Here is a 23,980-nt window from a genome sequence, read left to right as displayed (position 1 = left end):
TAAAATGAATGAAGACCTGTCAAAAAAACGTTTGGGCCGCGGTCTGGCAGCCCTGATAGGCGAGATGGACCGCGTGCCTGATGAAGCCGGTGCACAGTCCATGGCGCTTTTGGATCGTCAAGTTCCCATCGAATTCATAACCCGAAATCCTCGCAATCCGCGCCGCCTTTTTACGGAAGGCGATCTTGAAGATCTGACGCAATCGATACGCGAGCATGGCATTGTCCAGCCTGTAGTCGTTCGGCCGGCAAAGGATTCTCCCGGCCACTACGAGTTGATCGCGGGTGAACGCCGCTGGCGCGCGGCTCAGCGCGCCGGCCTTGCGACAGTTCCAGTCATTGTCCGCGAAGTTGATGATCGCGTCGCGCTCGAGCTTGCAATTATCGAGAACGTGCAGCGTGCTGACCTTAACCCGATTGAAGAAGGCATGGGATATCAACAGCTTATTGATGATCACGAATATACCCAAGCTGATCTGGCGCAGGTGATTGGCAAGAGCCGCAGTCACGTTGCCAATACGCTGCGACTGCTCAAACTGCCTGATTCAGTGCGCGACATGATTACAAATGGATCGTTGTCGGCCGGCCATGCTCGCACCCTCATCACCACCGAAGACCCGAGTGCGCTTGCCGAAAAAATCATCAAGGGTGGCTTGTCAGTACGCCAGGCTGAAGCGCTTGCGCAGGATGGTGGCAAGCCGTCAGCTGTCAAGCGGAAAGCCGAGCCCGGGGAGGGCAAGGACGCGGATACCAAAGCCTTGGAGAAGCTGCTTTCAGATGTCATGGGAATGCGCGTATCGGTCAATCACGTGAACAATGGTGGCGATGTCCGCATCCATTATACGACGCTGGAGCAGCTCGATGAGATCTGCCAGCGCCTTCAAAATCGTGTGAAGTGGGGCGGTCTCGCCTGACGAAATTTTTTCAACGGCTGTTGCGCGCTCCACGCGCTGCCTCGGCTGCGAGGGCGATCATGGATTGCCGGATGATCGGGACGGCTAGCGCTGCGTTGCGCCGGCTCTCAAGGACCGTTCGTTGCAATCGCTCGATAGCACGCGCGCATGATTGCGTCGTCCAATACCGAAGAGCAGTTTCCACCAGTTTTTTCCGTGCGAAGAAAATCGGGGGTCTGGCAGCCGTAACGGCGAGGTTCGCGTTCTTTCCTTCGTTCTCCATGCCGTAACGTAACGTTTGTAACGACTGAAACTGGCGGATTGCGGCGCTGAGCACAAGAAAACTTGACGAACCGGTCCCGATGACGCGATCAAATGCGTGAGTGAAATCGATGATGTTGCCAACCATCATCGCATCGACAATTGTCTCATAGGAGACAGCGCTGACGTCGCCGATGATTTCGCGCACATCGTCAATGGAGATGCGCTCTTTGCCGTAAGCGTAAAGGCAGATCTTGTCGAGCTCGGCTCGTGTGGCGAGACGGTCACCGCCGAGACTCTCCTTGAGAAGACTGCGTGCATCCAGCGCGATCTGCAGCCGGTTCTTCGTCAGCACATCATCAATGGTGCCATCAATACCGCGTGCATCATCGCTATAGCAGGGAAGGGCCATAGCGCTGGAACTTTGCTCGACGATGCCACGTAAACCAGCACCTTTCTTCAAGTCCCCGGCCTCGATCAGGATCAATGTATCGGCAGGTGGGTTTTTGGCAAGGAAGCCAACGGCGTCTGCCAACCCTTTCTGGCCTGCCGCGCTGCGCACCCAGATTAAACGCTCGCCACCAAACATGGAAATCGTGTTTGCCTCGTCAGAAAGCCTGCCTGGCTCGGCATTGATATCGTCGGCATCAAGTCGAATTACCGCAAAGGCGTCGTCTTTCGCAAGGCCGGTGAGCTTGATGAAAAGGTCGGCTCGCTCACTCACAAGACCCTTGTCCGGTCCGTAAAGCAGAACGATCGGGTAGGAGCGATCCAGCCTTTTCAGGAAAGAATCAACCTCGTGCGCTTTCTTTTGTGCCATGGGATGGGTTTACCCATTTCACCAAGGATTGCAATTGCGACGTGGTCCGCCAGCAGCATGCGCCATACGCCGAAACAGCAAAAAGGCCCAGGTAAACCTGAGCCTTTTGAACTTCGGACAACTGGAGCGGGAGAAGGGATTCGAACCCTCGACCCCAACCTTGGCAAGGTTGTGCTCTACCCCTGAGCTACTCCCGCATATGCCAGTTAAGTCTTGCGAAGCGGGGCCTATATGGCCTAAGCGCCGGCTAATTGCAACAGGGAAATTTCGCCTTCTGCGAGATATGGTGGAAATCGCTCATGAACATTTGCGGGATGCGGCTTTCCGCTTGAGGAAGAGCGGCTGAACCATTACGAGAACATACGGTTATTACCAGAAAGACTAGCGAAAAGGCGGTCATGGGCAAGTCAGTCGATGAGTTGATGCAGTATCTCGGCGACATGGGCATAGAGGTATCGACCATTCGTCATGCCGCTGTGTTTACGGTAGCCGAGGCCCAGAACCTGCGTGGGCAGCTATCCGGCGCTCACACCAAGAATCTTTTTCTCAAGGACAAGAAAGACAACTACTTTCTGGTGACGGTGGACGAGGACGCTGAGGTCGATCTCAAGACAATTCACAGCAAGATCGGCGCTGCGAGCCGTGTATCGTTCGGCAAATCGGAAAAACTGCTGGAGTACCTTGGTCTGACACCAGGAGCAGTCAGTGTGTTCGGGCTGATCAATGACACGCAGCACCAGGTCAGCGTGGTGCTGGACGAAAAGCTCATGCAGCATGACATTATCAACGCCCATCCCTTGACGAATGAGGCGACGACATCGATCCGGCGTGAAGACCTGTTGACGTTTCTCAAGATGACCGGACATGAACCTCTCATCTTGAAAATCGACGTGGCAACACCAAACTGATACCTCGTTGCATGAGTTGGCCTTTGCAAGAGGTTGTGGTTGAATGGAACGGCAGATGACGGGAGAATTTCATGAGCAAAATAGATAACCCGTTCGGCAGCGGCTATGGCGCAGCCTCGGCTGCCCAGACCGTCTCCTATGGAACACCGTCTCCAAACGGAGCTGCGGCCAGCGCCCGCGACCTCATCAAGGAAACGACCACGGCAGCATTCTCCAAAGATGTGATTGCTGAATCGAAAAGTCAGCCGGTCCTTGTGGATTTCTGGGCACCGTGGTGCGGACCATGCAAGCAGCTCACGCCTATTCTTGAAAAGGCAGTTCGTGCAGCGGGCGGACGGGTCAAACTCGTCAAGATGAATATCGACGACCATCCGGCTATCGCTGGCCAGCTTGGAATCCAGTCCATTCCCGCGGTCATCGCCTTCGCCGACGGCAAGCCACTCGATGGTTTCATGGGAGCCCTCCCGGAATCGAAAGTGACAGAATTCATCGATCGTATTGCGTCGCCCGATGGGGGCAGGGATGCAGCCATTCAGTCCGCGCTCGACGCAGCGGCTCATGCTGTAGAAGCCGGCGATGTCGAGCAGGCCACCCAGATTTATTCTGCTGTCCTCGGCGAGGTGCCAAACCACGTGCCGGCGCTTGCGGGCCTAGCCAATTGTTTGATCGAGCTCGGTGAACTCGACAAGGCCAAAGGCACCTTGGAGCAAGTGCCTGCGGCCAGCAAAGACGAGGCGGGTGTCCGTGCCGCCGAGGCCAAGATCGCATTGGCTGAGCAGGTGGCAAAACTTGGCGATCCGGTGGCGTTGGAGGCGCGGCTGCAGGAAAACCCGAAGGATTATGCGGCACGATTCGACCTTGCGATGATTCTGAATGCCAAAGGCCAGCACCACGAAGCGGCAGACCAGCTTCTCGCAATCATGAAGGCTGATCGGGCATGGAACGACGATGGTGCCCGCAAGCAGCTGTTGCAATTTTTCGACGCTTGGGGACCTGCGGATGAAGCCTCGGTCACTGCACGCCGTAAATTATCTTCCCTACTGTTCTCTTGACGGAAATCAGGCACAATAGCCGCGACCCCGATTTTTTCGGGCCGGAGTAGGCAATGCAAGCTGGAAATGTTCGTTATCGGACGCTGGATGATATCCCTGAAAGCGTGCCGATCTTTCCCCTCTCGGGTGCGTTGCTGCTTCCTGGCGGGCAACTGCCACTCAATATTTTCGAACTTCGCTATCTGGCTATGGTTGACGCGGCGCTCAGCGGCAAGCGAATAATTGGCATGATCCAGCCGCGTTTCGACCAGGACGATGAGGATGGTGGCGATCTGTGTGAAGTTGGTTGCTTGGGCCGGATCACATCTTTTGCTGAAACCGGCGATGGCCGTTTGCTGATAACTCTTCAGGGCATATGCCGCTTTCGGGTCATCAAGGAACTCTCCACTCGCACTCCATTTCGTCAATGCAAGATTGCGCCACTGCGTGCCGATCTCGACGAACCGGATGATTCGGAAGTGGACAGGCTCGCGTTGCTGCGCGTATTTCGTGCTTATCTCGATGCAAACAACCTTGAAGCGGATTGGGATGGCATCTCGCGGGCCGGCAATGAGACGCTGGTCAACGCGCTGGCGATGATGTCGCCCTTTGGTGCTGCGGAAAAACAGGCGCTCCTGGAGGCCGCGGATTTAAAGACGCGAGCTGAAACCCTGATCGCTATTACCGAGATTGCGCTCGCCAAGGATCAGGACGATTACGAAGGAAGCCTCCAGTGAGATACTCAGGGAAGAGGCATGACTGAAGAGAAACGCGAAACAGTGATCGATCGAAAGTTGCTTGAGTTGCTGGTCTGCCCCTTGACCAAAGGTCCACTCGTCTACAATCAACAACGGTCAGAACTGGTTTCCAAATCGGCACATCTGGCTTATCCCGTGAGAGACGGCATTCCGATCATGCTGCCATCGGAAGCACGGCCAATCGATGACTAAGCTACCATCCAGTGACTTTCCATACAGGATTGTTTACGGCATAGTCTTAGTCAGTTGCACAGCTGACTAGCTTTGGGCCATGACAAAGCGTAACGACAAACGCGAAATTCTGATTGCTACGGCGGCCGGATTATTCTGGCGACAGGGTTATGCGACGACGAGTCTTGCCGATATTGCAACCGATTCTGGTGTACCGCTGGGGAATATCTACTATTACTTCAAGAGCAAGGCCGAACTGGCGCATGGCGTTGCCGATATCTTCGTTGCCGAGACTGAAGATATGCTGGCGGAAATCACAGAGGCCGACCAGAATCCGCGTACACGTTTAAAGCTTCTTATCGAGAAACTTGCTCACTCACTCAAAAGTCGGGTGGAACATGGATGTCCGATCGCTCTGGGAATTCGGGACTTCAGACATGAATCGCCTGAAGCCGCGGGGCGGGCCGCCGAGACGTTCAGTTTGCTCATCGGTTTCATAGGAAGGGAGCTCGGCCGTTCCGGTATTCGCCCTTCGAGCGCCTTGGGCATAGCGCGCAATGCGGTGACCGAATGGCAGGGTGGAATCATGCTTGCCCATGGTTTGAAGGACCCGGCTGTTCTGGTCGAGAGTTTTCGGCGAATGGAACGATTATTGGTTGCAGGGCCGCCTCGCTCCTGACCGCGACAACTCCACTCGCATCTGTGGGGTAAAGGCCCTATATGAAGCCAGAAAAGGTCTCCTAGGAGTCATGATGGCCAGAAGTAATCAAACCGCTGACTGGACCAACCGCCTGTCACCATCGCTGGGCGAAATCGAATCATTGGCGATCGAGGCCTATGCTCATCTGCCTGAAACGTTCCGTGCGCTATGCGGCGACATTACAATTCAGGTATCCGAATTTCCAGACGATCAGATTATCGAGGATATGGGACTCGAATCGCCCTTTGATTTGCTTGGCCTTTTTGAAGGGACCGGTATCGGGGAACGGTTTTCGCTGCAAACTGGCGAGCAGCCCAACCGGATCACAATCTACCGGCGCGCCGTTCTCGACTACTGGGCTGAATATGAAGAAGCGCTAGGCGACATTGTCACTCACATTCTAATCCACGAAATCGGCCATCATTTCGGTCTGTCGGACGAGGATATGGAGCGCATAGAAGCAAGTGCTGAATAAGTTTGCTGCGAGTTTCAGTAATCGCTCAGCTTGATGCCCGGTTCATAGTCGACGCCATCAATATCCTTGACCACAGCTTGACCGCATTGCATCACGCCTGTTGCTGAATTGAACGCATAGGTAGGTGAACCATAAATGTGCCAGCCTTTGTTTATGGCTGCCGTCACCTTGTGGCAGAAGCTTGCATCATCGGGACCTGTTAAAATCCGGTACAGTTTCATGTGGCGTTCTTTCCCTAATCTACGCTGAAATCGGCAATGCTGATTTCATTTCTTGCCGATTATGTCGAGTTTTTCCAGCAGCTTTTCTGCCATTTCCAAATGCAGACGTTCGACCATCTTGCCATTCAGTGAAGTCACTCCCTTGCCAATCTTCTCCCGATTGGAGAATGCCTCAACGATCATTCTAGCCTGTGCGACAGAAGCTGCGTCGGGAAGGAAGGAGGCGTTTGCTGTTTCAATCTGTGATGGATGGATCAACGACTTTCCGTCAAAACCCATCCTAACGGCCTCGATGCATTCGGCAGCAAACCCGTCGAGGTCGGAGAAATCATTGTATACGCCGTCTATGACATCAAGTTTGCCGGCTTTGGCACACAACAGAACTTGCATGAGCCATGGCATTAGAGCGCCGCGCCCTTTCGTGCCGGTTTCCTTTGAAATATCATTGGTCCCGATGACGAAGCAGTCGAGCCGTGCCGTCGATCGCAATCCAAGCTCGGCGATTTCATCGGCATTGAGAATCCCGCGCGGAGTTTCGATCATTGCCCAGAGACGAACGCCCTCGGAAGCATCGGTCTCTTCGAGAATTTCGGCAACGCCGGTGATATCCTGCGGAGTCTCGACCTTGGGAAGGAGTATGGCGTCCGGTCTGCAGGCACGAGCAGCAAACAAATCCTCGGCGCCCCATTCGCTCGCCAAGCCATTGACGCGGACAACGCGTTCGGCCTTGCTTTGGGGATGGGCGACGAAGTATTCCCGCAACGCCTCGCGTGCGTCTTCCTTGACATCCGGTGCTACGGCATCTTCCAGATCGAATATGATCACGTCGGCATCCAGCGATGCTGCTTTGGCCAGTGCCCGGTTGTTTGACGCGGGAACATAGAGTGCGGACCGGCGAGGACGGAAAGTTCGGATCATTCACTTGTTTTGCCTTGATCGGACAGTCAAGACAAGGACAATCACAAGGGATTGAGGGACTTCGCCCAAAGTGCCACAGGCGAAAAGCTTTGATTCAAGGTAAAGCTGGTGTAAAGCGAACGGAAAGTCATACCCAATATCTACAGGCAGATATCATGGACAAATTCACCAAGCTCACTGGCGTTGCAGCTCCGCTGCCGATTATCAACGTCGACACCGACATGATCATCCCGAAGGACTACCTGAAGACGATCAAGCGAACGGGTCTTGGTACCGGCCTTTTTGCTGAAATGCGCTATAATGAAGATGGTTCGGAAAACCCCGATTTCGTTCTTAACAAACCGGCCTATCGCAAGGCGCAGATCCTTGTCGCCGGCGATAATTTCGGCTGTGGTTCCAGCCGCGAGCACGCGCCATGGGCTCTTTTGGATTTTGGCATCCGTTGTGTTATTTCGACCAGTTTTGCCGATATTTTCTACAATAATTGCTTCAAGAACGGTATTTTGCCGATCCGGGTCAGCCAGGAAGATCTCGACAAGCTGATGGATGATGCGCAGCGCGGCGCAAATGCGACAATCTCCATCGACCTTGAAGAAATGACCATCAAGGGGCCGGATGGCGGCACGATCACTTTCGAACTTGATGAGTTTCGCCGCTACTGCATGCTCAATGGTCTCGACGATATCGGCCTGACGATGGAAAAGGCGACGAAGATCGACAATTTCGAAGCGGCCAATGCCGAAAAGCATCCTTGGGCCTGAAATCAGTTTCCTAATCTGAAAGCCCGGTCTTCCGGGCTTTTTTCTGAGTCTTATGTGAGGTTCTACAATGGCAGCAAAAAAGCTTCTCCTTCTTCCGGGAGATGGTATCGGCCCCGAGGCTATGGCCGAAGTCCGCAAGATCGTTGCCTATATGAATGCGGAATTGAAGAGTGACTTCTCGCTGGAAGAGGGGCTCGTTGGCGGCTGTGCTTATGATGCGCATGGCAAGGCAATCTCCGAATCCGATATGGCAAAAGCTCTGGCCGCCGATGCAGTCCTGTTTGGCGCTGTTGGCGGACCAAAATGGGACAGCGTCCCCTATGATGTGCGCCCCGAGGCTGGTCTTCTACGCCTGCGGAAGGATATGGAGCTCTTTGCCAATCTGCGCCCGGCGATCTGCTATCCGGCGCTTGCCGATTCGTCGTCCTTGAAAAAGGAAATCGTCGAAGGTCTCGACATATTGATCGTCCGCGAACTGACCGGCGGCGTCTATTTCGGTGAACCCAAGGAAATTCGCGACCTTGGCAACGGCCAGAAACGCGGCATCGATACACAGGTCTATGACACCTATGAGATCGAGCGCATCTCCGGCGTTGCCTTTGAGCTGGCGCGCACGCGCGGCAACAAGGTGACGTCGATGGAAAAGCGCAACGTCATGAAGTCGGGCGTTTTGTGGAATGAAGTGGTTACGGCTACCCACAAGGCGAAATATTCAGATGTGAAACTCGAACATATGCTGGCCGATGCCGGCGGCATGCAGCTCGTTCGCTGGCCCAAACAGTTCGACGTCATTGTGACGGATAATCTGTTTGGCGACATGCTTTCTGACATCGCGGCAATGCTCACGGGGTCGCTCGGCATGCTGCCGTCAGCATCACTCGGTGCGCCGGACGCCAAGACCGGCAAGCGCAAGGCGCTTTATGAGCCGGTGCACGGCTCAGCGCCGGACATTGCCGGGACAGGTGCAGCCAACCCGATCGCGATGATCGCGTCGTTCGCAATGTGTTTGCGATACTCGTTCAATATGATCACCGAAGCTGACAGGTTGGAGGCGGCCGTAGCCGGCGTGCTCGATGATGGCCTTCGCACGGGGGATATCATGTCGGAAGGCAAGACCAAAATCGGGACCGTCGAAATGGGCGATGCAATTCTCGCCAAATTCAAGGCACTGGCTGCCTGAATCGGAATTCCGGAAAAACAAAAGCCCGGCATGAGAAATCATGCCGGGCTTTTTAGTTTACCGGGTTACTTAATGTCGTGGAGATCAACTCCCCTGGTGTCGCGGACAAAGATGAGACCGATTATCAGGGTCATCGCTGCAACAATGATCGGATACCACAGGCCGTAGTATATATCGCCCTTGAACGCGCTCATTGCGAAGACCGTTGCCGGGAGCAGCCCACCGAACCAGCCGTTACCGATATGATAGGGCAAGGACATGCCGGTGTAGCGGATGCGGGTCGGGAACATCTCGACGAGGATTGCGGCGATGGGACCATAAACCATTGTCACATAGAGCACGAGCACGAAGAGGATCGCGATGACCTTTGTCCAGTTGACAGCGGCGGGATCGGCAACCATCTTGAACGCGCCTGCGCCGGGAACAGTATAGACCGGCACCTCGGTTGCGCCGGCAGCCTCTTCTGCGGTCAGCAACTTGTCCTTGATAGCTTGATCAACCGGAACGAGCGTCTTTTCGCCACCCCGGATCGCGGCAGCATCGAGAGCCAGTTTCGGATTTGCCGCGACCAGGGCATCAAGCTTCGAGTCGACGACCTTCACCGGATCGCGGACGAGGGGATAGCCGCCGTCCTGAAGCGCGTTGTTGACACTTTTGGCGAAAGCCGCGTCCTTTGCCTTTGCGTCCGCTCCGGCAGCTGTCGCGTCGTAGGATTCGACTGTTTCCGAGCCGATCTTCACCGTCGCTATAGTACCTGGCGCCGCCGTTGCCACGACGTCATAGGGAACCGAGTTGCGAGTCAGGTAAGAGGTCGCGATATCGCACGAGGTAGTGAACTTGGCGGTGCCAGTCGGATTGAACTGGAACTTGCAGTCGCCCGGTGCTGCAGTGACGGTCGCGCGAACATTTTCCTGTGCCATGGCGAGCGCAGGATTTGCTGCCCAGGTCAACGCCTTGAACAGCGGGAAATACGTCAGGATTGCCAAAGCAAGACCGGCCATGATGATAGGCTTGCGGCCGATTTTGTCGGAAAGCCAGCCGAAGAAGACAAAAAAACCGGTTCCGAGCAAGAGCGCGATGGCGATCATGATGTTGACCGACTGGCCATCGACCTTCAGAACGTTCTGCAGGAAGAACAATGCGTAGAACTGGCCGCAATACCAGACAACGGCCTGGCCGGCGGTAAGGCCGAGGAGTGCAATTAGCGCGATCTTCGCATTTTTCCATTGGCCGAAGGCTTCCGATAGCGGTGCCTTGGAGCCTTTACCCTCCTCCTTCATCCTTTGGAACGCCGGCGATTCGCTCAAGGACAAACGGATCCAGACGGAGATACCGAGGAGTATGAAAGATAGAATGAATGGAATACGCCAACCCCATGCAGCAAACGCTTCTTTGCCGAGCCAATTCTGAATGATCAGGATGACGACGAGGGAAAGGAAAAGACCAAGTGTTGCTGTGGTCTGAATCCAGGACGTATAGTAGCCGCGTCTATTGTTTGGCGCGTGTTCAGCGACATACGTTGCTGCACCGCCATATTCACCCCCGAGAGCTAGCCCTTGCAGCATGCGCAGGGCAATAAGGACGATGGGCGCGGCAATACCCCAACTGGCTGAACCTGGAAGAATACCGACAAGGAAGGTCGACAGACCCATGATCATGATGGTGACGAGGAACGTGTATTTACGGCCGACAAGATCGCCGATGCGTCCGAAAACGAGGGCGCCGAATGGCCGAACCAGGAAGCCTGCGGCGAAGGCCAGTAGCGCGAAGATATTGCGCGTTGCTTCCGGGTACTCGCTGAAGAAGGCAGTACCGATGAAAGCGGCAAGGGAACCATAGAGATAGAAATCGTACCATTCGAAAACGGTTCCGAGCGAAGAAGCGAAGATGACCTTCTTTTCCTCCCTCGTCATACCCCGACTAGAATCGTCGGCCACAGTAGTGGTTGTCATTTCATTTTCTCCCAGAAAACAGCAGTTGAGCCAAGAACACGACAGGTAACCCCCTTGTCATGCCATTACCTGTCGACACTACGCGTGGTCAGCTGCGGACCAGAATTGCTCGCCGTAGACAACGCGTTGGTGAGTGTCCTCCGGAATTTTTCCCCCAAAAGGTCACGCACCCGATATACGGATGAAGTGTTCACCATATATTGATCAAAGCAAAGCCCGCATCTTACGTCAATTGCCGAAAATTGTGCGTAACGCGACATATTCTTGTCATTTGCCGAAACAATTGACTCTTTACCGAAACCGCGTACAAGCACAGACGGACAAGGAGATGCCCGCATGGGTGGCGAAACAACAGCGCTGTTTTTGAAGAACGGTTCCGGTAAGCTTGCCGGAGGCGGTGATGCGCGTGCTCTTGCCCTTAAAATTTCGGCCAAACAGACTGCGAAAACGACCACTAAAACGGTCTGATTTCCCTTGGCCTGCTCGCCCCCTCCCGGGTCCGGCCCGGGGGAGAAGACCCGCAGTGGCCAGCGGGTTTATACAGCAGAGAGGGACAGGAGATACCACAGATGAGTTTCAAGGTTGCGGTTGTTGGTGCCACAGGCAATGTGGGCCGCGAAATGCTTACAATACTGGAAGAGCGCGGGTTTCCGGTCAGCGAAGTCGTGGCGCTTGCGTCGCGCCGTTCGCAGGGAACCGAGGTGTCCTATGGCGACCGGACGCTCAAGGTCAAAAACCTCGAAAATTACGATTTTTCCGATACGGACATTTGCTTGATGTCTGCCGGCGGTAACGTGTCAAAGGAATGGTCACCGAAGATTGGCGCGCAGGGGTGCGTTGTCATCGATAACTCCTCCGCATGGCGTTACGATTCAAACGTGCCGCTGATCGTGCCGGAAGTTAATCCCGATGCAATTACCGGCTTTACCAAGAAGAACATCATCGCCAATCCGAACTGTTCGACTGCGCAGCTCGTGGTCGCGTTGAAGCCGTTGCATGATAAGGCCAGGATCAAGCGCCTGGTCATCGCGACCTATCAATCGGTTTCGGGTGCGGGCAAGGACGGCATGGACGAACTGTTTCAGCAGTCGCGGGCGGTATTCGTCGCCGATCCGGTGGAGGCCAAAAAGTTTACCAAGCGCATTGCTTTCAATGTCATTCCGCATATTGACGTCTTTATGGAAGATGGCTCGACCAAGGAAGAGTGGAAGATGGTCGCCGAGACCAAGAAGATGCTTGATCCGAAAATCAAGCTCACGGCGACGTGCGTGCGCGTACCGGTATTCATCGGTCACTCGGAAGCGGTAAATATCGAATTCGAAAGCCCGATGAGCGCCGAGGAAGCCCGCGAGATCCTGAGCGATGCGCCGGGCTGCCTGGTCGTGGATCGCCACGAAGATGGCGGCTATATCACGCCTTACGAAGCCGCCGGTGAAGATGCGACTTACATTTCCCGTATCCGCGAAGATATTACGGTCGAAAACGGTCTTTCCATCTGGATCGTTTCCGACAACCTGCGCAAGGGTGCGGCGCTTAATGCGATCCAGATTGCCGAGCTTCTGGTTGCGCGCGGGCTCATCCAGCCGAAGAAAATTGCGGCCTAATCATTAGCCGTTTGAACTGCAAAAGGGCGCGGGAGACCGCGCCCTTTTATTTTGCCTTGTCGATGCTGGCAATGAGATTGTCGCGCACAGTTATTAATTCGGCGCGCAAATCATTCGCCTCGCCTAGGGTGCACCCAAAAGCCTTTCCGATTGCAATGGGTATGGCTTCTGCGCGTCTGCGCGCGGCTCGGCCTTCATCCGTAAGTCCGATCAGAACCTGACGCTCGTCCACCGTATCGCGGCGTCGTGTGATCAAGCCCGCGCTCTCCAGACGTTTTAGAAGCGGGGTCAGCGTGCCGGAATCAAGGCTGAGCTTTTCCCCGATCGATTTAACCGTCTGGTTTTCCCGCTCCCAGAGCACCACCATCACAAGATATTGCGGGTAGGTCAGGCCGAGCACCGCCAGGCGCGGCTGGTAGGCACGCGTAACAGCGTTGGCGGTCGAATAGATGGCGAAGCACAGGAAGTTTTCCAGTTTGAGGAGGGAGTCCGGTGCATTTCCCGATGTTGGTTTCATTGTTCAGTATCCTTCCAAGGCAGTGCAAGATAGCAAAGGCAATTGAATTGCGCATCATTTAATTTTTCGCCACATCGAATATCTATTGCGCACTATTTAATTGTGTGCAATTTAATGCGTGCTGAACAACCAATCTAAGGAACAAGTGATGAGCATTCTCTACACAACGAAGGCGACGGCAACTGGCGGCCGCGAGGGCCGCGCAGCAAGTGAGGATGGCCGCCTGCAGATTACGCTGTCAACGCCGAAGGAGCTTGGCGGGAATGGCGGTGACGGCACCAATCCGGAACAGCTCTTTGGCGCCGGCTATTCCGCCTGCTTTCTTGGCGCGATCAAATACGTCGCTGGTCAGAAAAAGGTGAAGCTATCCGAGGAGAGCGCTGTCACTGCAACAGTTGGCATTGGTCCGCGCGACGACGGCAAGGGGTTCGGCTTGGATGTCGCGCTCGCAGTCACTCTGCCGGGTGTGGAAGCTGCACAGGCTCGGGAAATTGTGGATGCCGCGCACATTGTTTGCCCCTATTCCGAGGCCACACGTAGCAACCTCAACGTACGTATATCGATTAATTGACACCAAGGGTTGTCGTACTAGGGTTGTCCAAGACAGCTACACCCAGAGCGATATCCCGTTACACATGACATCCCCCGCTTTTTCCCAAGGCAGCGTTCGTTGCCCAAATGCAGGAAATCGAGCCACAACCAGCGAAAGGACAAACTATGCCTACGATCACCACAAACGACGGTACTGAAATCTACTACAAGGACTGGGGCAAGGGACAGCCGGTGGTTTTCAGCCATGGCTGGCCGCTCTCTTCGGATGCCTGGGAGGACCAGATGTTCTTCCTCGCCTCAAATGGCTACCGAGTCATTGCCCATGACCGCCGCGGTCATGGCCGGTCGAGCCAGCCGTGGCACGGCAATGACATGGACCAATATGCGGACGATCTGGCGGAACTGTTCGACAAGCTCGATTTGCAGGACGCGATCATGATCGGTCATTCAACCGGCGGCGGTGAAGTCGCCCGCTATATCGGCCGTCATGGTACAAAACGCGTAGCCAAAGCCGTGCTGGTCGGCGCAGTGCCGCCGCTAATGCTAAAGACGGACGCCAATCCGGAAGGTCTGCCGCTAGATGTCTTCAATGGCATTCGCGATGGTGTCATTGCCGACCGCTCGCAGTTTTTCAAGGATTTGTCACTCCCGTTCTACAGCTACAATCGCAGCGGAGCAAAAATTTCCGAAGGGGTAAGGGAAGCGTTCTGGCTGCAAGGTATGATGGCCGGTATGCCGGCCTCCTACTTCTGCATCAAGGCATTCTCCGAAACTGACTTCACCGAAGATCTGAAGAAGTTCGACATTCCGACCTTGTTCATCCATGGCGATGACGACCAGATCGTGCCAATTGACGATGCGGCGCGGAAGGCTGTCAAAATCGTGAAGAACGCTACCTTGAAGGTCTATCCCGGTGCGCCTCACGGTCTTGCAACAACGCACAAGGATGAACTGAACAAGGACCTTCTGGATTTCGCCAAGGCCTGATCTGGACTTTAAATCAGATCAAAGCCCACGCTTTTCGATCATTGCATCGGGCGTGGGCATCTTGCCGCGAAATGCCTTGTAGAGATCTTCCGGATCACGGCTTCCGCCCGCTGAATAGATATACCGCCTGAGCTTCGCGGCGAGATCACTGTTGAACACATCGCCCGTCTCCTCGAATGCCTTGAACGCATCCGCATCCAGCACCTCCGACCACATATAGGAATAATAGCCGGCTGAATAACCGTCTCCGGAAAACACGTGGGTGAAGTGCGGGGTGCGATGGCGCATGATAATGGCGTCGGGCATCTCCAGTTGCCTCAATGTATCGGCCTCGAATTTGATCGGATCAACGGGGGGGTTACCGTCCGCATGAAACGCCATGTCAACCAGCGCAGACGAGGTGAATTCAACCGTGTTGAACCCCGCATTGAATGTATTGGCTGCTAGCACCTTGTCGAGCAAGGCCTTCGGCATCGCTTCGCCGGTGCGGTAGTGAATTGCATACTTCTCAAGAATGGCCGGCACGGTCAGCCAGTGCTCGTAGAGTTGAGATGGCAATTCGACAAAGTCACGCGATACGGATGTGCCGGAAACCGCTGGCCAGGTGACGTCCGACAAAAGTCCGTGCAGCGCATGGCCAAACTCATGAAACAGCGTTTTCGCACCATCAAGCGATAGCAGAGCAGGCTCCCCCTTGGGTGGCTTGGCGAAATTCATGACATTGTAGATGATCGGCTTGTGCTCGCCGTCGAGCTTGTGTTGCGATTGGAGCGCGCTCATCCATGCGCCAGAGCGCTTCGATTGGCGATTGAAGTAATCGCCAAGGAAGAGACCACGTTCGCTGCCATCCGCATTGAAAACTTCCCAGACGCGGACATCGGAATGCCAGGTCGGAATGCCCTGTTTCTCCTCGAACGTAATTCCGAACAGACGTGTCGCGACGTCGAAGCAGGCCTCGATGACCTTCTCCAGTTGCAAGTAGGGTTTCAGTTCGGCCTCGTCGAAAGCGAAACGTTCATTGCGCAGTTTCTCGGCATAGTAGCGCCAGTCCCAGGGTTCGACTTTGTGATTGCGGCCTTCGCCTGTGATAAGTCGCTGCAGATCGGTTTCTTCTTCGGCGGCGCGTGCCTTGGCTTTGTCCCAGACCGGTTCCAGCAAGTCCATAACCGCCTTGGGCGTTTTGGCCATCGTGTCATCGAGCTTGTAAGCCGCAAAGCTTTGGTAGCCGAGCAGTTTGGCTTTTTCAGCACGCAGCTTCACCATTTCGGCAACGATGTCGGTATTGTCCGTCTCGCCGCCATTTTCGCCCCGGGCTGCCCATGCACGGAACGACTTTTCGCGCAGGGAGCGGTTCTCGGAGAAGGACAGGAACGGTTCGATAATGGAGCGGGATAATGTGACTGCCCAGGCATCGGGGCGGTCACGTTCTTCGGCGGCACCGCGCATCGCATCACGCACAAAATCCGGCAAACCGGCCAGCTCCGCCTCGTCAGTGATGAAAAGTGCCCAATCCGCTTCGTCTTTTTGCACATTCTGCCCGAATTGCGCGCCAAGGCTTGCCAACCTTTCATTAATGTCGGCAAGCCGTGCCTTCCCCTGTTCAGCGAGCCGCGCGCCGCTGCGCACAAAACCCTTCCAGGTCTTTTCCAGTACGCGATCTGTTTCGGGATCGAGACCGAGCAGGTCGCGCTGCTCGTAAAGCGAATCGATACGCGCGAAGAGCAGCGGGTTCATCATGATCGAGGAAGAATGGCGTGACATTTTCGGCGCAATGACCCGTTCAAGCGCCTGAATCGTTTCATTGGTGTGGGCACCGGCCCGCAGCCAGAATATTGCGGAGACGCGATCCAGGTCCTTGCCGGAAAGTTGCAAGGCTTTCAGCGTGTTCTCAATCGTCGGGACGTCGTGCTGGTTAATCACGGCCTCGATATCGGCGAGGTCTCCCGCAAGGGCGGCATCAAAGGCAGCGGTGAAGTCGTCATCGTTGAACGCGGTGAAGTCCGGCAGCCCAAGAGGCCCGGTCCATTCTCTCAATGCTGCGTTGATGGACGGTTTTGTTGAGGACATGGGGGCACTCCGTCATAGGCAAGAAACTCTAAGCGTGTAACATCTAAGACGGAGAAGCGAGTGCCACAAGTCGGATCTGCGATAAAGTCTGCACAAGTGTGCCAAACAAAAAAAGCGGGGCAGGGCCCCGCTTCGCTTCGCGTTCGGACATATCAGCTGTTGCGCTTGCGGGCGGCAAGCGTGCGCAGCCGCAACGCGTTGAGGCGGATAAATCCAGCGGCGTCCATCTGATCATAAGCGCCGTGGTCGTCCTCGAAAGTCACGAGAGCGTCCGAATAGAGCGACTTTTTCGACTTCCGGCCGGAAACCATGACGTTGCCCTTGTATAGCTTCAAACGAACGGTGCCTTCTACATCGTCCTGGCTTTTGTCGATCATGGCCTGCAGCATTTCACGCTCCGGCGAGAACCAGTAACCGTTGTAGATGAGTTCGGCATAGCGTGGCATGAATTCATCCTTGAGATGAGCGGCGCCGCGGTCGAGCGTAATTGATTCCATTGCACGATGTGCGGCGAGAAGTATGGTGCCGCCGGGTGTCTCATAAACACCGCGCGATTTCATGCCGACGAAACGGTTTTCGACCAGATCAAGACGGCCGATACCATTGTCGCGGCCAAGGTCGTTGAGCGCTTTCAACAATGTTGCGGGGGAGAGCGGCTTGCCGTCGATAGCAACCGCATCGCCCTTTTCGAAAGCGATTTCGATTTCCGTTACCTTATCTGGCGCATCCATGGGCGAGATCGTGCGCTGGTGGACATATTCCGGAGCCTCCACCCACGGATCCTCAAGTACCTTTCCTTCCGACGAAGAGTGCAAAAGGTTTGCGTCTACTGAGAACGGGGCCTCGCCGAGCTTGTCCTTGGCGATCGGGATCTGGTGTTCGCGCGCAAATTCCAGAAGATCCGTACGCGATTTGAAGGTCCAGTCGCGCCAGGGCGCGATCACCTTGATATCCGGATTGAGCGCATAGGCGGAAAGCTCGAAACGGACCTGATCGTTGCCCTTGCCGGTCGCGCCGTGGGCGATTGCGTCGGCGCCGGTGCGGGCTGCGATCTCGACGAGATGTTTTGAAATCAGCGGGCGGGCAATCGAAGTGCCGAGCAGATAAACGCCTTCATAGACGGCATTGGCGCGGAACATCGGAAAGACGAAATCGCGAACGAATTCCTCGCGCACATCTTCGATATAGATCTCCTTGATGCCCATCATCTCGGCTTTTTTTCGAGCCGGTTCGAGTTCCTCACCTTGGCCGAGATCGGCGGTGAAGGTGACGACTTCAGCGCCGAGTTCCGTCTGCAGCCACTTCAGGATGATGGATGTGTCGAGTCCACCCGAATAGGCGAGCACGACCTTCTTGACGTCTTTCCACTTGTTCATTCTGTTTTCCCGCATATTGGCCATTTCTTGCAGGGTCTTTTATCAGGTGGGGTGATGTTGGCAAGGCTGGTCTCGGAGAGCTGCGGCTTGCCTCTGCAGGTGTCGTGTCGGTCGGTGAACCGGAAAAGTCAACGGTTCGAGAACGACATTCGAAAATGCAGCGTACAAAATAGGCGTCGAGCCCCGAAAGCGGGTGGCTAAAATCCGACAGTCGCGTTAGTTTCCGCCAAATCCGTAGCGGAGCTTGTAAATGAACTTCATTCCCGAATGGTCCATCATCCTGCAGTTCGCCGTTGCGACCTTCGTTCTGTCAATCACACCCGGGCCTGATATGACGCTTTTCGTGGGACGGGCTTTGTCGGAAGGCAAGGCGGCCGGTTTTGCTTGTCTGGCCGGCGCAAGCAGCGGGGTTGTCGTACACACGACGATGGTGGCTATTGGGCTTTCCGCATTGATTGTTGCTTCACCAAGCGCCTTCCTTGCGCTCAAGATCGTCGGCGCGGGATACCTGGTATGGCTTGCCTATCAGGCAATCCGCCATGGGTCAGCATTTTCGCCCGAAAAGCAGGCAGGGCAATCTCACACATTGTTTCAAAACTGGCTGACCGGCTTCGGAATAAATCTGCTCAATCCGAAAATCATTCTGTTTTTCATGACCTTCTTGCCACAGTTCGTCTCGGCCTCGGATCCGCACGCACCCGGAAAACTGTTTTTTCTAGGTGTGCTGTTTATCCCGCTCGCCCTGCCTGTGGTTGCGCCGATGATTATCGCGGCGGACAAGTTTTCCAAGCTGCTCAAGAAAAACCCGACGGTCACCCGGATCACTGATTGGCTTTTCGCGGGTGTTTTTTCCGCTTTCGCGGCAAAGATCCTGATGGCACAAGCGAAGTAGTGCGTTAGGCTACAGGTCTTTCGGCAGCTGCGCGATCACGCCTGCACTGCGTCCTGAAATCAGCCAGTAAACAAAACCACCGACAACCCCGGTGGCGAGGATTGCAGCGAATGTACTTGTGTCTTCCGCCTGCGGCCGCCATTTCCAGACAATGATCACGACGGCGATGCCAGCACCGCCGAGCGCGTAGAACAGCCAATCGCGCCAGGCGGTCAGCTCGGCATACAGGATCAGGATGGCCGCCGGAAAGAAGATGCTGTAGCCAATCACCACCGCAAAAGCCGGAACGGTCAGATAGAGAAATGGACCCTCCGAGCCGATCAACTCGGAGCTACCGAGCAGCAGCAGGTTAAGGAACAGGGATGCGGCGAAAATCGCGCAGACAAAGCCAAACGTGATCAGGCCAAAACGCAGCAAGTAGAACAGGATCCGGCTCAATCTTCGCCGTGCCCGGCGATCATGGCCGCCTCGAACGCCAGACGGTCGGTCTTCTTCATGCGTTCCGATTCTGATTTCAATTGGCCGCAGGCTGCCAAAATATCACGTCCGCGCGGAGTGCGTATCGGCGAGGCGTAGCCAGCATTGTTGACGTAATCGGCGAATTTCTCGATCTGCTCCCAGTCGGAACACTGGTAGTTCACACCGGGCCAGGGATTGAACGGGATCAGATTGATCTTCGCCGGAATGCCCCTGAGTAGCTTTACAAGCTGTTTGGCATCGTCGAGCGAGTCATTGACGCCCTTGAGCATGACATACTCAAAGGTGATCCGCTTCGAATTGGAGAGGCTCGGATAAGCCCGGCAAGCATCGAGCAATTCCTTCAGCGGGTACTTCTTGTTGATAGGCACGAGCATGTCGCGCAGATCGTCGTTCACCGCATGTAACGAGATGGCCAGCATGACGCCAATCTCTTCGCCCGCGCGATAAATTTCAGGCACAACGCCTGAAGTCGATAATGTGATCCGGCGCTTGGACAACGACAGGCCGTCGCCATCGGAGGCGATTAGCAGAGCCTTCTTGACGTTCTCGAAATTATAAAGCGGCTCGCCCATCCCCATCATCACAATGTTGGAAACCTTGCGGCCCTCAGCGGGTACAATGGCGCCATCCGGAGTATTGCGATCAGGGAAATCGCCGAGGCAGTCCCGGGCGATGAGCAGCTGAGCCAGAATCTCTTCGGCGGTCAGATTGCGGACGAGCTTCTGGGTGCCAGTGTGGCAGAAGGAGCAGGTGAGGGTGCAGCCGACCTGGCTGGAAATACACAGGGTGCCGCGGCCTTCTTCCGGAATATAAACGGTTTCGATCTCCACAGGACGTCCGGCCCCGCGTGGCGGGAAGCGGAACAGCCACTTGCGCGTCCCGTCATTGGAGATCTGTTCCTCGACGATCTCCGGACGCGCAATATTGAAATGCCGATCCAGCAATTCACGCATGTCCCGCGAAATGTTGAGCATATCGGCGAAATCGGAAACGCCGCGTACATAGAGCCAATGCCAGAGCTGTGCGACGCGCATCTTTATCTGACGTTCCGGCACGCCAATCGCAACCAACGCCTCGCCCATTTCCGCACGCGACAAGCCAATCAACGACGGCTTTTCAACCAGCGCGGTTCGAATAGCATCACGGGATTTATCCCGGGCAACAGGGTGTGTCAGGTCTAGCGATACGGACATGGAGTTTTCTAACGTTCTAATCGGAAGCGGGCTCATACCACGTTCCAGCCCGCGCGTCACCTCCACATGCAAAAGGGCCGAAACAGTGCTCGGCCCTTGCGACGACATCTCTTCGAATTGTTATTTGCAGGTCGCAATGGCCTTCAGAGCAGCCGAGACACCCTTCAGCGAATACGCATAACTCGTCTTCGTACCGCGCTTCGAGACAGCGTTGATTGACATCTGATGTCCCGCGCGCAACGCAGCGACCAGTTGCGGTTCTTCGGCAGCGTTTTCCATCCAGCCATGACTGCCACTCGTAAACATGGAGAAAGAGCGCTCGTCGATCTTTACAACGACCTTCGAATTTGCCTGCAGATCGTAGCCAGCCTTGAACTGCGGCTCATAACTGACGTTCTGCCCTGGCTTCTGGCTGACCATGAAGAAATTATCGCCATGATCGATCTTGGCAGGTTGCTTGTCGATGGGGACAGAAAGGACGTAGCAGACTTTACCGTTGCCTTGCTGGTAGCTGTAAGCGCCCCACGCGTTGTACTGGCTGATCTGACTTGGGGTCTGGGCAAGAGCTGTTCCCGTCAGCCCAAACATGAGCACAGAGATCGCTACGATTGATTTTCCAAACATTTTACCTACCAGTTTTTCTCGCGTATTTCATAACTAGCGAACCGGCAATGGCCCGGAGATTTCCGAATGCCGTATTGTCCAGTTCGCTTCCCTTAATTTGACTTAATCTGGGTTACCAAACGGTGAAGATAGAGCAAATTTTCAGAGCTACGAATATCGCGTCCTCGTTAACGTCCCACCTGTGAACTCCAGCCAAACAAAAGCGGCGAGACTTTGACGTTTCACGGTTTCACATCCTTGTGATGAATCGAAATCAATTGGCCGGCGAAGGGTCGCGGTCGAGGTTTTCGATCGCCGTCTGTGCGGCCGCCCGATGCGCCGGTGTGATGTGACTGCGAATGGCGCTCAATGCTGCCATCAGGACTGCGACGTCGTCGGTGAAACCGAGACCGAAGAGGAAGTCCGGAATGAAGTCGAGGGGCAATACGAAATAGGCAAGCGAACCGAGAAGGATGCCGCGCACTTTCGTCGGCGTCGCAGGATCGAGCGCACAAAAATAACCGGCAACCACTTCATCGAGAAACGGGATCGATTTCGCAGCCTTGCGTGCCGTTTTCCAGAAGCGCGCACGAACGCGTTCCTCGCGGGAGCGCTGCTGATCCTCACTCCCCGGTTCCAGAATTTCGCCAATCTTTGCGTCGTTCATCCCTTTTCCTTCAAAACCATTCCGTGACAACATGGGAAGAACGGCCACCTGCTGCAAGAGTTTCAGTGAAATTGTTGCAGGAATTGGTGAACACGTCCCCGTCCAAACCAGAGTGCTTGCATGACATCACACCCGCTTCATTCCGTTCTGTTCGTTTGTCTCGGCAATGTTTGCCGCTCTCCCTTGGCCGAGGGTGTATTCCGATCGGTGCTTGCGGCGGAGAGGAAGGAGAATGGTGTTCTCATAGATTCCGCCGGTACCAATGGCTATCACACGGGAGAATTGCCGGACCAACGTTCCATTGCCGTCGCCAGTCGCCACGGCATCGACATTTCAGCTCAAAGGTGCCGTCAACTCATCGCGGATGATTTCAACCGGTTTGACCTGATCGTCGGCATGGACCGGGAGAATATCGCGACCATTAAAGCGCGGCGGCCCAGCTTTGCTACAGCGGAATTCGGAATGTTCTATGAGCTCGCACTTGGAGAAGCCAAACAGATCCCGGATCCGTATTACGGCACGAGTGTCGATTTCGAACGCGTCTACCGAATGATCCTGGCGGCTTCCAAGGGCCTCTCCGCGCGGTTCTGATAGAAAGAGCGCGGGGCTTCCATGGGCCAGGCTTCCTCGACGATGTAAGGCCCGCCGCCGATGGAGTCGCGCGAAGACATCAGCACGAAACGTCCGATTGTGAACGGCGCTGTGGAGAAGTTTCCACGTGAGGAGAGATAGTGCGCGACTTCTTCATTACGGACATTGCGCAGTCGTGCCAGCGTGACATGCGGAGTGAACTTGCGTTGATCGGGCGGCAGCATAAGCCGCTGACAGATGCGTTCGATTTCGGCGTGCAGGGCCTGAATATCGGGCGAAGGAAAAACGCCCGCGACCAGACTATGGGGCTTCTTTGAACCGAAGGCGTTCACGCCGGAAAGTTGCAGCGTGAACTCCGGTCGCCTTATCCGGTCGAGCGCATTGGCGACCTCGTCGGCGATATGGCCTTCGACATCTCCGATAAAGCGCAGTGTGATGTGATAGTTTTCGACATCAATCCATCGGGCACCTGGCAGGCCACCGCGCAAGAGCGACAGTGAGAGAGCGGCGTCCCTCGGGATTTCGAGGGCAGTAAAGAGACGCGGCATAAGGCATCCTCCCCGAATCGAGTTGTGACTTTAGAGAATCATCGAATGAACTCGCGAGCAAGACATAAGTTCAGATTATCCTCCGGCGCGACAAATTAGCCACGGCTCATCCAAAGGTGGCGGAACAGGTTGCCAGATTGCCTCCATCAGCGCGTTGAGCACCTATTGTGATGCGGTGCGCTGGCTTATGGTCTTTTCCATGAGGGGCAGAAAACGTTCAACCATCTTGGCAACACCCTCCGTGTTCGGATGTTCGCCGTCTTCGAGTTGCAATGATTTTACTGTGGCGACCCCATCCAGGAAGAAGGGATAGAGCGGCACGTCGTATTTTTTCGCCAGACGTGGAAAGATCGCGTTGAATTTCTCGGCATAATCATTGCCCATGTTGGGGGGTGCCAGCATGCCGGCGAGAATGACCTGAACTTTGCGCTGCTTCAATTTCTCAAGGATATCGGAAAGGTTTTTCTCGCTGATGGCCGGGTCGATGCCTCGAAGCGCGTCATTGGCGCCGAATTCGAGAATCACCAGGTCGGTACCTTCGGGTACCGACCAATCCAGCCTGGAGACGCCGTCTGTGGTCGTTTCTCCCGCAACGCCCGCATTGGTGATCGTCACGTTGACACCCTTGTCCTTCAGGGCCTTTTCCAACTGGGCGGTGAACGAATCCTGGATTGGCAGTTGGAAGCCGGACATCAGGCTGTCGCCGAAACCGACGACCGCCAAGGGGCGGTCGGACACGGCATTTTGATTGGCCAGAGCCACGGACGGCAAGGCAACAAGGCCAGACAAAACGAAGAACTGTAACAATGGTTTGAATCTCATTCTTGGGTACCCATATCAGACCAGCTGCAATCA

Annotated in this window: 28 protein-coding genes and 1 tRNA gene; 15 read left to right on the top strand and 14 right to left on the bottom strand. The window is 55.2% G+C overall.

From position 1 onward, the window contains the following. Window positions 1-4 precede the first annotated feature (4 nt). Window positions 5-913: a ParB/RepB/Spo0J family partition protein gene (locus C7476_RS09460; protein WP_114429688.1), complete on the top strand. Its 909-nt coding sequence runs from the start codon at window positions 5-7 to the stop codon at window positions 911-913. 10 nt (window positions 914-923) lie between these two features. Here C7476_RS09460 and holA read toward each other — a convergent pair whose 3' ends face one another. After that, window positions 924-1,973, bottom strand: a complete 1,050-nt coding sequence (holA, locus tag C7476_RS09455) for a DNA polymerase III subunit delta (RefSeq protein WP_114429687.1) — start codon at window positions 1,971-1,973, stop codon at window positions 924-926. A gap of 122 nt (window positions 1,974-2,095) precedes the next feature. Beyond that, window positions 2,096-2,170, bottom strand: a tRNA-Gly gene (locus C7476_RS09450). Between the two features lie 201 nt (window positions 2,171-2,371). Here C7476_RS09450 and C7476_RS09445 point away from each other — a divergent pair. The 6 genes from C7476_RS09445 to C7476_RS09420 all read left to right on the top strand — a co-directional run bounded on the left by C7476_RS09445 (window position 2,372) and on the right by C7476_RS09420 (window position 6,016). Then, window positions 2,372-2,881: a prolyl-tRNA synthetase associated domain-containing protein gene (locus tag C7476_RS09445; RefSeq protein ID WP_114429686.1), complete on the top strand. Its 510-nt coding sequence runs from the start codon at window positions 2,372-2,374 to the stop codon at window positions 2,879-2,881. Between the two features lie 71 nt (window positions 2,882-2,952). Further along, window positions 2,953-3,933 (top strand): thioredoxin, encoded by a 981-nt coding sequence (gene trxA / locus C7476_RS09440; protein WP_114429685.1) that lies wholly within the window; start codon window positions 2,953-2,955, stop codon window positions 3,931-3,933. A 53-nt stretch (window positions 3,934-3,986) separates the two neighbouring features. Continuing rightward, window positions 3,987-4,649, top strand: a complete 663-nt coding sequence (locus tag C7476_RS09435) for an LON peptidase substrate-binding domain-containing protein (RefSeq protein ID WP_114429684.1) — start codon at window positions 3,987-3,989, stop codon at window positions 4,647-4,649. 18 nt (window positions 4,650-4,667) lie between these two features. Then, window positions 4,668-4,862 carry a Trm112 family protein gene (locus tag C7476_RS09430; RefSeq protein WP_114429683.1) on the top strand — a complete coding sequence of 65 codons (195 nt, stop codon included), beginning with the start codon at window positions 4,668-4,670 and terminating at the stop codon, window positions 4,860-4,862. A gap of 79 nt (window positions 4,863-4,941) precedes the next feature. Next, the gene (locus tag C7476_RS09425) at window positions 4,942-5,520 is read left to right on the top strand and encodes a TetR/AcrR family transcriptional regulator (RefSeq protein WP_114429682.1); all 579 of its coding nucleotides are present in this window, start codon (window positions 4,942-4,944) and stop codon (window positions 5,518-5,520) included. Window positions 5,521-5,593: 73 nt separating this feature from the next. After that, a complete protein-coding gene (locus C7476_RS09420; RefSeq protein ID WP_114429681.1) occupies window positions 5,594-6,016 on the top strand; it encodes a metallopeptidase family protein in 423 nt (140 codons plus the stop codon). 14 nt (window positions 6,017-6,030) lie between these two features. On the opposite strand, the gene C7476_RS09415 is transcribed toward C7476_RS09420, so the two are convergent. Further along, a complete protein-coding gene (locus C7476_RS09415) occupies window positions 6,031-6,237 on the bottom strand; it encodes a DUF1737 domain-containing protein (RefSeq protein WP_112524959.1) in 207 nt (68 codons plus the stop codon). Window positions 6,238-6,282: 45 nt separating this feature from the next. Further along, window positions 6,283-7,155, bottom strand: a complete 873-nt coding sequence (locus C7476_RS09410) for an HpcH/HpaI aldolase/citrate lyase family protein (protein WP_114429680.1) — start codon at window positions 7,153-7,155, stop codon at window positions 6,283-6,285. A 155-nt stretch (window positions 7,156-7,310) separates the two neighbouring features. Here C7476_RS09410 and leuD point away from each other — a divergent pair, with 155 nt between their 5' ends. Both leuD and leuB read left to right on the top strand, forming a co-directional pair. Further along, window positions 7,311-7,916, top strand: a complete 606-nt coding sequence (gene leuD, locus C7476_RS09405; protein ID WP_112524963.1) for a 3-isopropylmalate dehydratase small subunit — start codon at window positions 7,311-7,313, stop codon at window positions 7,914-7,916. Window positions 7,917-7,983: 67 nt separating this feature from the next. After that, a complete protein-coding gene (leuB, locus tag C7476_RS09400; RefSeq protein WP_114429679.1) occupies window positions 7,984-9,096 on the top strand; it encodes a 3-isopropylmalate dehydrogenase in 1,113 nt (370 codons plus the stop codon). A gap of 65 nt (window positions 9,097-9,161) precedes the next feature. Here the strand turns inward: leuB and C7476_RS09395 are convergent, their stop codons facing one another. Then, a complete protein-coding gene (locus tag C7476_RS09395) occupies window positions 9,162-11,048 on the bottom strand; it encodes an MFS transporter (RefSeq protein WP_114429678.1) in 1,887 nt (628 codons plus the stop codon). A 336-nt stretch (window positions 11,049-11,384) separates the two neighbouring features. On the opposite strand from C7476_RS09395, the gene C7476_RS29095 reads away from it, so the two are divergent. Further along, window positions 11,385-11,516, top strand: a complete 132-nt coding sequence (locus C7476_RS29095; protein ID WP_281032685.1) for a hypothetical protein — start codon at window positions 11,385-11,387, stop codon at window positions 11,514-11,516. A gap of 101 nt (window positions 11,517-11,617) precedes the next feature. Beyond that, window positions 11,618-12,652, top strand: coding sequence for an aspartate-semialdehyde dehydrogenase (locus C7476_RS09390; RefSeq protein ID WP_114429677.1), 1,035 nt, complete (start codon window positions 11,618-11,620; stop codon window positions 12,650-12,652). A 46-nt stretch (window positions 12,653-12,698) separates the two neighbouring features. Here the strand turns inward: C7476_RS09390 and C7476_RS09385 are convergent, their stop codons facing one another. Next, complete coding sequence (locus C7476_RS09385; RefSeq protein ID WP_114429676.1) at window positions 12,699-13,169, bottom strand: MarR family winged helix-turn-helix transcriptional regulator; 471 nt, start codon at window positions 13,167-13,169, stop codon at window positions 12,699-12,701. 148 nt (window positions 13,170-13,317) lie between these two features. Between C7476_RS09385 and C7476_RS09380 the strand changes: the two genes are divergently transcribed. Both C7476_RS09380 and C7476_RS09375 read left to right on the top strand, forming a co-directional pair. Next, the gene (locus C7476_RS09380) at window positions 13,318-13,740 is read left to right on the top strand and encodes an organic hydroperoxide resistance protein (protein ID WP_114429675.1); all 423 of its coding nucleotides are present in this window, start codon (window positions 13,318-13,320) and stop codon (window positions 13,738-13,740) included. Window positions 13,741-13,886: 146 nt separating this feature from the next. Then, complete coding sequence (locus C7476_RS09375) at window positions 13,887-14,708, top strand: alpha/beta fold hydrolase (RefSeq protein ID WP_114429674.1); 822 nt, start codon at window positions 13,887-13,889, stop codon at window positions 14,706-14,708. An 18-nt stretch (window positions 14,709-14,726) separates the two neighbouring features. On the opposite strand, the gene C7476_RS09370 is transcribed toward C7476_RS09375, so the two are convergent. Next, the gene (locus C7476_RS09370; RefSeq protein ID WP_114429673.1) at window positions 14,727-16,775 is read right to left on the bottom strand and encodes a M3 family metallopeptidase; all 2,049 of its coding nucleotides are present in this window, start codon (window positions 16,773-16,775) and stop codon (window positions 14,727-14,729) included. 152 nt (window positions 16,776-16,927) lie between these two features. Beyond that, entirely contained in the window at window positions 16,928-18,151 is a 1,224-nt protein-coding gene (locus tag C7476_RS09365; RefSeq protein ID WP_114429672.1) for an argininosuccinate synthase, read from the bottom strand. A gap of 250 nt (window positions 18,152-18,401) precedes the next feature. On the opposite strand from C7476_RS09365, the gene C7476_RS09360 reads away from it, so the two are divergent. After that, entirely contained in the window at window positions 18,402-19,043 is a 642-nt protein-coding gene (locus C7476_RS09360; RefSeq protein WP_114429671.1) for a LysE family translocator, read from the top strand. Between the two features lie 9 nt (window positions 19,044-19,052). On the opposite strand, the gene C7476_RS09355 is transcribed toward C7476_RS09360, so the two are convergent. From C7476_RS09355 to C7476_RS09340, 4 genes are all read right to left on the bottom strand, one after another. After that, complete coding sequence (locus C7476_RS09355) at window positions 19,053-19,481, bottom strand: hypothetical protein (protein WP_114429670.1); 429 nt, start codon at window positions 19,479-19,481, stop codon at window positions 19,053-19,055. Next, the gene (rlmN, locus tag C7476_RS09350; protein WP_114429669.1) at window positions 19,478-20,716 is read right to left on the bottom strand and encodes a dual-specificity RNA methyltransferase RlmN; all 1,239 of its coding nucleotides are present in this window, start codon (window positions 20,714-20,716) and stop codon (window positions 19,478-19,480) included. Before rlmN ends, C7476_RS09355 begins: the two co-directional genes overlap by 4 nt. Before the next feature lie 120 nt (window positions 20,717-20,836). Beyond that, a complete protein-coding gene (locus C7476_RS09345) occupies window positions 20,837-21,340 on the bottom strand; it encodes an invasion associated locus B family protein (protein WP_114429668.1) in 504 nt (167 codons plus the stop codon). A 253-nt stretch (window positions 21,341-21,593) separates the two neighbouring features. Further along, complete coding sequence (locus C7476_RS09340; protein WP_114429667.1) at window positions 21,594-21,986, bottom strand: YkvA family protein; 393 nt, start codon at window positions 21,984-21,986, stop codon at window positions 21,594-21,596. A gap of 120 nt (window positions 21,987-22,106) precedes the next feature. Here C7476_RS09340 and C7476_RS09335 point away from each other — a divergent pair, with 120 nt between their 5' ends. After that, on the top strand, window positions 22,107-22,577 hold the full coding sequence (locus C7476_RS09335; RefSeq protein WP_114429666.1) for a low molecular weight protein-tyrosine-phosphatase: 471 nt from the start codon (window positions 22,107-22,109) through the stop codon (window positions 22,575-22,577). On the opposite strand, the gene thpR is transcribed toward C7476_RS09335, so the two are convergent. Continuing rightward, complete coding sequence (thpR, locus tag C7476_RS09330) at window positions 22,529-23,125, bottom strand: RNA 2',3'-cyclic phosphodiesterase (protein ID WP_114429665.1); 597 nt, start codon at window positions 23,123-23,125, stop codon at window positions 22,529-22,531. The genes C7476_RS09335 and thpR overlap by 49 nt on opposite strands. Before the next feature lie 162 nt (window positions 23,126-23,287). After that, window positions 23,288-23,947: an arylesterase gene (locus tag C7476_RS09325; RefSeq protein ID WP_114429664.1), complete on the bottom strand. Its 660-nt coding sequence runs from the start codon at window positions 23,945-23,947 to the stop codon at window positions 23,288-23,290. Window positions 23,948-23,980: the final 33 nt, after the last annotated feature.

The sequence above is a fragment of the Phyllobacterium bourgognense genome, assembly GCF_003337575.1.
Lineage (GTDB): Bacteria > Pseudomonadota > Alphaproteobacteria > Rhizobiales > Rhizobiaceae > Phyllobacterium > Phyllobacterium bourgognense.
Note: the sequence above shows the minus strand (reverse complement) of the source record. Positions and strands in the feature narration are given on the sequence as shown.